Origin of the sequence: Trebonia sp. (assembly GCF_049794275.1) — a bacterium.
Lineage (GTDB): Bacteria > Actinomycetota > Actinomycetes > Streptosporangiales > Streptosporangiaceae > Trebonia.
The window spans coordinates 1-7,657 of the sequence record NZ_JBARCR010001097.1 but is presented as its reverse complement, the minus strand read 5'-3'; the positions used below and the strand labels follow the sequence as shown (position 1 = coordinate 7,657).

The window sequence follows — 7,657 nt, the reverse complement described above, 5'->3', positions numbered from 1 at the left end:
TGCCGCGGTCGTCGATCTCGCGGATCTCGACCTGGATCTTGTCGCCCACGTGGATCACGTCTTCGACGTTCTCGATCCGCTTGCCGCCGTGCAGCTTGCGGATCTGGGTGACGTGCAGCAGGCCGTCCTTGCCCGGCAGCAGCGAGAGGAACGCGCCGAACGTGGTCGTCTTCACCACGGTGCCGAGGAACCGCTCGCCCACCTCGGGCATGTGCGGGTTCGCGATCGCGTTGATTATGTCCCGCGCCGCGTCGGCGGATGGGCCGTCGGTCGCGCCGACGTAGATAGTGCCGTCGTCCTCGATCGTGATCTCGGCGCCGGTGTCGTCCTGGATCGAGTTGATCATCTTGCCCTTCGGGCCGATGACCTCGCCGATCTTGTCCACCGGGACCTTCAGCGTGATGATCCGCGGTGCGTAGGGGGACATCTCGCCGGGCTCGGTGATAGCACCGCGCATCACGCCGAGGATCGTCATCCGCGCGCCGTGCGCCTGCTTCAGCGCGGCGGCAAGCACCGAGGCCGGGATGCCGTCGAGCTTAGTGTCCAGCTGGAGCGCGGTGATGATGTGCTCCGTGCCCGCCACCTTGAAGTCCATGTCGCCGAACGCGTCTTCGGCGCCGAGGATGTCGGTGAGCGTCACGTACTGGCCGCCCTCGTGGATCAGGCCCATCGCGATGCCCGACACCATGTCCTTCAGCGGGACGCCGGCGTTGAGCAGCGCCATCGTCGAGGCGCAGACGGAGCCCATGGACGTGGAGCCGTTGGAGCTGATCGCCTCGGAGACCTGGCGGATCGCGTAAGGGAACTCCTCGCGCGTCGGCAGCACCGGGAGCAGTGCGCGCTCGGCGAGCGCGCCGTGGCCGATCTCGCGGCGCTTCGGCGACCCCACCCGGCCGGTCTCACCGGTCGAGTACGGCGGCATGTTGTAGTTGTGCATGTAGCGCTTGGTCCGCTCAGGGTTCAGCGTGTCGATCATCTGCTCCATGCGGAGCATGTTGAGCGTGGTCACGCCGAGCACCTGAGTCTCGCCGCGCTCGAACAGCGCGGAGCCGTGCACCCGCGGCAGCACGCCGACCTCGGCGGACAGCGGCCGGATGTCGGTCAGGCCGCGACCGTCGATGCGCAGGTTGTCGCGGATGATCCGCTCCCGCACCAGCTTCTTGGTGAGGCTGCGCAGGGCGCCGCTGATCTCCTTCTCGCGGCCCTCGAACGCGACGAGGCGCTCGACGGCGAGGGCCTTCACCCGGCCCTCCTCGGCCTCGCGCTCGGCCTTGCCCGCGATCGTCAGGGCCTTGGCCAGTTCGTCGGAGACCGAGTCGGCGACGGCCTGGTAGACGTCCTCGGTGTAGTCGGCGAATATGGGGAACTCCGCGGTGCCTGCCGAGCTGATGCCGGCCTCCACGGCCTCCGCGGCGAGGATCCGCTGCGCCTCGCAGAGCGCGGCGATGAACGGCTTGGCCGCCTCGAGGCCCTCGGCGACGGTCTCCTCGTCAGGCGTGACCGCGCCGGTGGTCTCCGCGTCCTTCAAGAGCTTGAGCGTCTCCGGCGTGGACTCCGCCTCGACCATCATGATCGCCACGTCGCCGTCCTCGAGTACCCGGCCCGCGACGACCATGTCGAACGTCGCGTGGCTCAGCTGCTCGTGGGTCGGGAACGCGACCCACTGGTCCCTGATCAGCGCGACCCGCACGCCGCCGATCGGGCCGGAGAACGGCAGGCCCGCCAGCTGGGTGGACATCGATGCCGCGTTGATCGCGACCACGTCGTAGAGGTGGTCCGGGTTCAGCGCCAGGATGGTGGCGACGACCTGGATCTCGTTACGCAGCCCCTTGACGAAGCTCGGGCGCAGCGGGCGGTCGATCAGCCGGCACGTGAGGATCGCGTCCTCGGACGGACGGCCTTCGCGGCGGAAGAACGAGCCGGGGATCCGGCCTATCGCGTACATCCGCTCCTCGACGTCCACCGTGAGCGGGAAGAAGTCCAGGCCTTCCCTCGGCTGCTTGCCCGCGACGGTGGCGGACAGGACGACGGTCTCGTCGTCCAGGATGGCGAGCGCGGAACCGTTCGCCTGGCGGGCCAGCCGACCCGTCTCGAACCTAATCTTGCGTACACCAAACTCACCGTTATCGATAACGGCTTCGGCGCTCTTCACACCCTTCACGGGTGGAACCTCCTTGCGGTCGATCCCGCACCCACCCGCCGCCGTTGCCGTGGTCGGCTCTGGCGTACCCGCTTTGCGTTTCCGCAGTTCTCCTTGGGTATTCTCTAGTCGCTCTGCGTTCCAGCGGGACGCTGGCCGGTCTTCGATCGAAGCCCTCGGGTAGCTAGATGCTGACCGCGGGGACCACTACCGAGGACCGGCCCAGGCGCTCGGGGCCGGGGGCTACGGGATGTGTCTTATCGCTTATTTTCTGTTATCAAGCGGGCCAGCGCCAACGTTACCGGCCCAGAGTCACCGGGTCCAGCTCACCGGCCCGGTGTGAAAAGGGGCAGCTACCTGCGCAGCCCAAGGCGCTCGATCAGCGTGCGGTACCGGTTGATGTCGGTGTTGCGCAGGTAGGTCAGCAGCCGGCGGCGGCGGCCCACGAGCAGCAGCAGGCCGCGGCGGCTGTGGTGATCGTGCTGGTGCACCTTGAGGTGCTCGTTCAGGTCGTTGATCCTGCGGGTCATAAGCGCGATCTGGACCTCCGGCGAACCGGTGTCACCCTCATTTGTCGCGTACTCCGCGAAGATCTGCTTCTTGACTTCGGCGTCGAGCGGCACGTGGCTCCTTAAGCTTGGTGTTTGGGTGTTAACCCGAAGGACGGCCGCGATGAGGGTGCAGCACATCCCCGCCGGTCCATTACCGGCAGCGTTTCACACTACCACGCGCTACCGAGTGAGTTCGCGAGCCTGGTCAACGTCGCGGCGCATCTGCTCCACCAGGGCCTCGACCGACTCGAACCTGAGCGTGCCGCGCAGCCGCGCCGCGAAGTCGATCGCGGCGTGCACGCCGTACAGATCCAGGTCGTTGCGGTCGAGCGCGTACGCCTCCACGGTCCGGTCGCCGCCGGCGCCGAACGTCGGGTTGGTCCCGATGGAGATCGCGGCCGGCCAGCGCCGCTCGTCACGGCCCTCCGCGTCCAGGCTGGCCAGCCACCCCGCGTAGATCCCGTCGGCGGGAATCGCGGTGTGCGGCGGCATTTCCAGGTTGGCGGTCGGGAAGCCGAGTGCCCGGCCGCGCTGGTGACCGCGGACCACGACTCCCTCGACCCGGTGCGGACGGCCGAGCGCCTTCGCCGCCGCCGCCACGTCGCCCTCTTCCAGCATGTGCCTGATGGATGTCGAGGAGATCGTCGCGCCGTCCGCGACGAGCAGCGGCATGCCCTCGGTGCTGAACTCGTACTTCTCGCCCAGCTTGGCGAGCAGCGGGACGTCTCCGGCGGCCTTGTGGCCGAACCTGAAGTCCTCCCCCACTACGACCAGGCCGGCGTGCAGCCGCTCGACCAGCACGGTCCGCACGAACTCGTCGGGGTCAAGCCGGGAGAACGCGACGGTGAACGGCAGCACGATGACCGCGTCGGCCCCCATCCCGGCGAGCAGCTCGGCGCGGCGGCGGGCCGAGCACAGGAACGGCGGGTGGCTGCCCGGCCTGACCACCTCGTCCGGGTGCGGGTCGAACGTGATCACCACGACCGGCAGCCCGCGCTCCTTGCCGGCCTGTGCGGCGCGTTCCACGATGCGCTGATGGCCCCGGTGCACGCCGTCGAACACGCCGATCGTGACGACGGACTCACCCCACCCTTCGGGCACCTCGTCGAGGCCGTACCAGCGGTACACGATAGTTTCGCCCTCCTTAGCTCCGGATCAAGCCTAGCCATCCCCGCCAGGGCCGAGGGCGGCTGCCCGGGGCGGGTCCGCGAAGACGGCGAGGCAGCGCAAGCGGCCTGACTCTTCGGTGACAAGCGCCACCAGTGTGCCGTCCGGGGCGAATGCGGCTATTGGGGTTTGAGGGGTCGCGGGGGCGGCGCCGGGAGCCGCGGAGGTGATGCCGGGAGCGGGAGGGGCGATGCCGGGGGTGGCGGAGGCGATGCCTGGAGCGGCGGAGGCGATGCCGGGGGCGACGCCGGGAGCGAGGGGCGATGTTTCCTGGCTGGCGGTGCCGTGCGGCGGGACCGGGATGCGGACGCCGTGTGCCAGGCGGCGGGCGTCGTCCGCCGTGAGGTCCAGCCGCGGGAAGGCCGCGGCAGCGGCTGCAGGCAGCGGAGTCAGCTGCATACGTTCGGACAAATCTTCCAAAGAGTGCGCCTGCTGGAGCCGGTAGGGGCCTACCGCGGTACGCCGCAGCGCGGTCAGGTGGCCGCCGGTGCCCAGCGCGGCGCCGAGGTCGCGGGCGAGCGCACGGATGTACGTACCGCTCGAGCAGCGGATCCGCGCGTCGACGTCCAGGTAGTCCCCGCACGGGCGGACCTCGCCGACGGCGAACTCGTAGACGGTCACCCGGCGGGCGGCCAGGTCAGGCGCGGCGCCCGCGCGGGTGAGCTTGTAGGCGCGCTGGCCGCCGACCTTGATCGCGCTGACCCCGGGCGGGACCTGGGAGATCTCGCCCGTCAGCCGCGCGACCCCGGCGTCAAGCGCTGCCCTGGAAATGCCGCTGGCTGCGGCGCCGCCGGTCGGCTCGCCCTCCGCGTCGTCGGTGCTCGTCGACTGGCCGAGCCGGATCGTCGCCGCGTACTCCTTCTCGGTCAGCGTGAGGTAGCCGAGCAGCCTGGTGGCCTTCTCGACACCCACGACGAGGACGCCGGTCGCCATCGGGTCGAGCGTCCCCGCGTGCCCGACGCGGCGGGTGCCGGCGAGCTTCCTGATCCTGGCGACCACGTCGTGCGAGGTCATACCGCCGGGCTTGTCGACGATGATCAGCCCGGAAGGCACGGTCATCGGGCCGTCACTCGTCCTCGTCGGCCCAGTCGTCCTCATCCTCGGCCGGCTTCTTGTACGGGTCAGGGTCGCCGGCCCAGGTCGCGCCCTCCCGGGCGCGGGCCAGCTCCTCGTCGGCCTGCCGGGCGGCCGCGACCAGGTCGTCGATGCGGCGCGCGTTGTCCGGCAGCGCGTCGGCGACGAATTCGATCGACGGGGAGTGCCGCAGCCCGAGCTGCCGGCCCACCTCCGAGCGGATGACGCCGGTCGCGCTGTGCAGCGCGGCGGCGCTCTCCGCCTGTTCCTCCGGCGTGCCCAGGACCGTGTAGTAGACCGTCGCCTCCCGCAGGTCGTTGGTCAGCCGCGCCTCGGTCACCGTGACGAAACCCAGCCTGGGGTCCTTGATCCGGCGCTCGAGCAGCTCGGCCACGAGCACGGCGATCCGCTCGGCGAGACGGCGCGTGCGGGCGTCGGCCATGGTCGGTCACTCCTCTTCGGTAAACAGCCGCTGCCGCGCGGACAGCAGCTCGATCTCCGGTCGCCCCGCCACCAGACGCTCGCACTCGTCAAGCACCTGCGTCGCGTTGCCGGCAGTGGCGGACACGACCGCCACTCCGATTTCAGCACGCCGGTGCAGGTCGAGGTGACCGGTCTCGGCGACTGCGACGCCGGGGAACCGGCGCCGCAGTTCCGCGACGAGCGGCCGGACGACGGCCCGCTTCTGTTTCAGCGAGCGGACGTCGCCCAGCAGCACGTCCAGCGTCAGCGCGGCTATGTACATCTCGGTACATCTCGCGGGTTAAGCGCGCGGCTTCTCCCGCATCTCGAAGGTCTCGATGACGTCCTCGACCTTGATGTCGTTGTAGCCGACGCCGATACCGCACTCGAAGCCCTCGCGGACCTCGGTCACGTCATCCTTGAACCGGCGCAGCGACTCCACGGTCAGGTTGTCCGAGATCACCACGCTGTCCCTGACCAGCCGCGCCTTGCTGTTGCGGTTGATCGTGCCGGAACGGACGATGCAGCCGGCGATGCTGCCGACCCGCGGCACCCTGAAGACCTCGCGGACCTCCGCGGTGCCGAGCTGCACCTCCTCGAACTCGGGCTTGAGCATGCCCTTGAGCGCGGCTTCCACCTCTTCGATCGCCTGGTAGATGATCGAGTAGTAGCGGATGTCCACGCCCTCGCGCTGCGCGAGCTCGCCGGCCCGGCCGGCCGGACGGACGTTGAAACCGATGATCACCGCGTCGGACGCGATGGCCAGGTTCACGTCGTCCTGGGTGATCGCGCCGACGCCGCGGCCGATGACCCGCAGCGTGACCTCCTCGCCCACGTCGATCTTGAGCAGCGCGTCCTCCAGGGCCTCCACCGACCCGGACACGTCACCCTTGATGATGAGCAGGAGCTCTTCGCGCTGGCCGGCCTTGAGCGCCGATTCCAGGTCCTCGAGCGTGACCCGGCGCCTGCGCTGGGCGAACTGCGCGGTCCGCTCGCGGGCCTCGCGGCGCTCGGCGATCTGCCTGGCCATCCGGTCGTCGGAGACAACAAGGAAGTTGTCGCCGGCGTCGGGGACCGCGGTGAGACCGAGCACCTGCACCGGACGGGACGGCAGCGCCTCGGACAGCTGGTCGCCGTTCTCGTCGAGCATGGCCCGCACCCGGCCGTAGGCGTCGCCGCCAACGATCGAGTCGCCGACGTGCAGCGTGCCGCGCTGCACCAGTACGGTCGCGACCGGGCCGCGGCCCTTGTCGAGCTGCGCCTCGATCACGGTGCCCTGCGCGTCCTGCTCGGGGTTGGCCCGCAGGTCGAGCGCGGCGTCCGCGGTCAGGATGACCGCCTCGAGCAGCTGGTCGATGCCGATGCCCTTGGTCGCGGACACGTCGACGAACTGGGTGTCGCCGCCGAACTCCTCGGCCACCAGGCCGTACTCGGTGAGCTGGGCCCGCACCCGAGCCGGGTCGGCGCCCTCCTTGTCCACCTTGTTGACCGCCACCACGATCGGCACGTTCGCCGCCTGGGCGTGGTTCAGCGCCTCGGTGGTCTGCGGCTTCACGCCGTCGTCCGCCGCGACCACGAGCACCACCAGGTCGGTGGTCTCGGCGCCGCGGGCACGCATGGCGGTGAACGCCTCGTGACCCGGGGTGTCGATGAAGGTGATCTTCCGCTCGTCGCCGTCAACCTCGGTCTGCACCTGGTACGCACCGATGTGCTGGGTGATGCCGCCCGCCTCGCGTGCCACCTGGTTGGTGTGCCTGATCGCGTCGAGGAGCTTGGTCTTGCCGTGGTCGACGTGACCCATGACGGTGACCACCGGGGGCCGCGCCTGGAGGTCTTCCTCGCCGCCCTCGTCCTCGCCGAACTCGATGTCGAACGACTCGAGCAGCTCCCGGTCCTCCTCCTCGGGGGAGACGACCTGAACGTTGTAGTTCAGCTCGGCGCCGAGCAGCTGCAGCGTCTCGTCGTTCACCGACTGGGTGGCCGTCACCATCTCGCCGAGGTGGAACAGCACCTGCACCAGGCTCGCCGGGTTGGCGCCGATCTTGTCGGCGAAGTCGCTGAGCGAAGCGCCGCGGCTGAGCCGGATGGCCTGGCCGTTGCCGCGCGGAACCTGCACGCCGCCGATCGTCGGGGCCTGCATGTTGTCAAACTCTTGCCGCCGCTGCTTCTTCGACTTGCGGCCACGGCTCGGCTTGCCGCCGGGACGCCCGAAGGCGCCCGCGGTGCCGCCTGCCCTGCCCCGGCCACCGGGACGAGCCGGAGC

General features: G+C 69.9%; 7 protein-coding genes. All 7 read right to left on the bottom strand.

Annotated features, from left to right (window positions below):
* The coding region (locus WA805_RS27365; protein WP_425243776.1) for a polyribonucleotide nucleotidyltransferase at window positions 1–2,161 on the bottom strand (2,161 nt) is incomplete at its 3' end.
* Window positions 2,162–2,493: 332 nt separating this feature from the next.
* Window positions 2,494–2,763, bottom strand: a complete 270-nt coding sequence (gene rpsO / locus WA805_RS27360) for a 30S ribosomal protein S15 (protein ID WP_422272360.1) — start codon at window positions 2,761–2,763, stop codon at window positions 2,494–2,496.
* A 108-nt stretch (window positions 2,764–2,871) separates the two neighbouring features.
* Window positions 2,872–3,819, bottom strand: a complete 948-nt coding sequence (locus tag WA805_RS27355) for a bifunctional riboflavin kinase/FAD synthetase (RefSeq protein ID WP_422287438.1) — start codon at window positions 3,817–3,819, stop codon at window positions 2,872–2,874.
* Between the two features lie 33 nt (window positions 3,820–3,852).
* Window positions 3,853–4,911 (bottom strand): tRNA pseudouridine(55) synthase TruB, encoded by a 1,059-nt coding sequence (gene truB / locus WA805_RS27350; RefSeq protein ID WP_425243777.1) that lies wholly within the window; start codon window positions 4,909–4,911, stop codon window positions 3,853–3,855.
* A 13-nt stretch (window positions 4,912–4,924) separates the two neighbouring features.
* Window positions 4,925–5,374 carry a 30S ribosome-binding factor RbfA gene (gene rbfA / locus WA805_RS27345; RefSeq protein WP_422287440.1) on the bottom strand — a complete coding sequence of 150 codons (450 nt, stop codon included), beginning with the start codon at window positions 5,372–5,374 and terminating at the stop codon, window positions 4,925–4,927.
* Window positions 5,375–5,380: 6 nt separating this feature from the next.
* Window positions 5,381–5,677, bottom strand: coding sequence for a DUF503 domain-containing protein (locus WA805_RS27340; protein WP_422276821.1), 297 nt, complete (start codon window positions 5,675–5,677; stop codon window positions 5,381–5,383).
* 18 nt (window positions 5,678–5,695) lie between these two features.
* The coding region (gene infB, locus WA805_RS27335) for a translation initiation factor IF-2 (RefSeq protein WP_425243775.1) at window positions 5,696–7,657 on the bottom strand (1,962 nt) is incomplete at its 5' end.

Excerpts from the sequence above, each read along its gene's own strand:
- rbfA (WP_422287440.1), bottom strand. The coding sequence starts at position 5,374 with ATGGCCGACGCCCGCACGCGCCGTCTCGCCGAGCGGATCGCCGTGCTC.
- WA805_RS27340 (WP_422276821.1), bottom strand. The coding sequence starts at position 5,677 with ATGTACATAGCCGCGCTGACGCTGGACGTGCTGCTGGGCGACGTCCGC.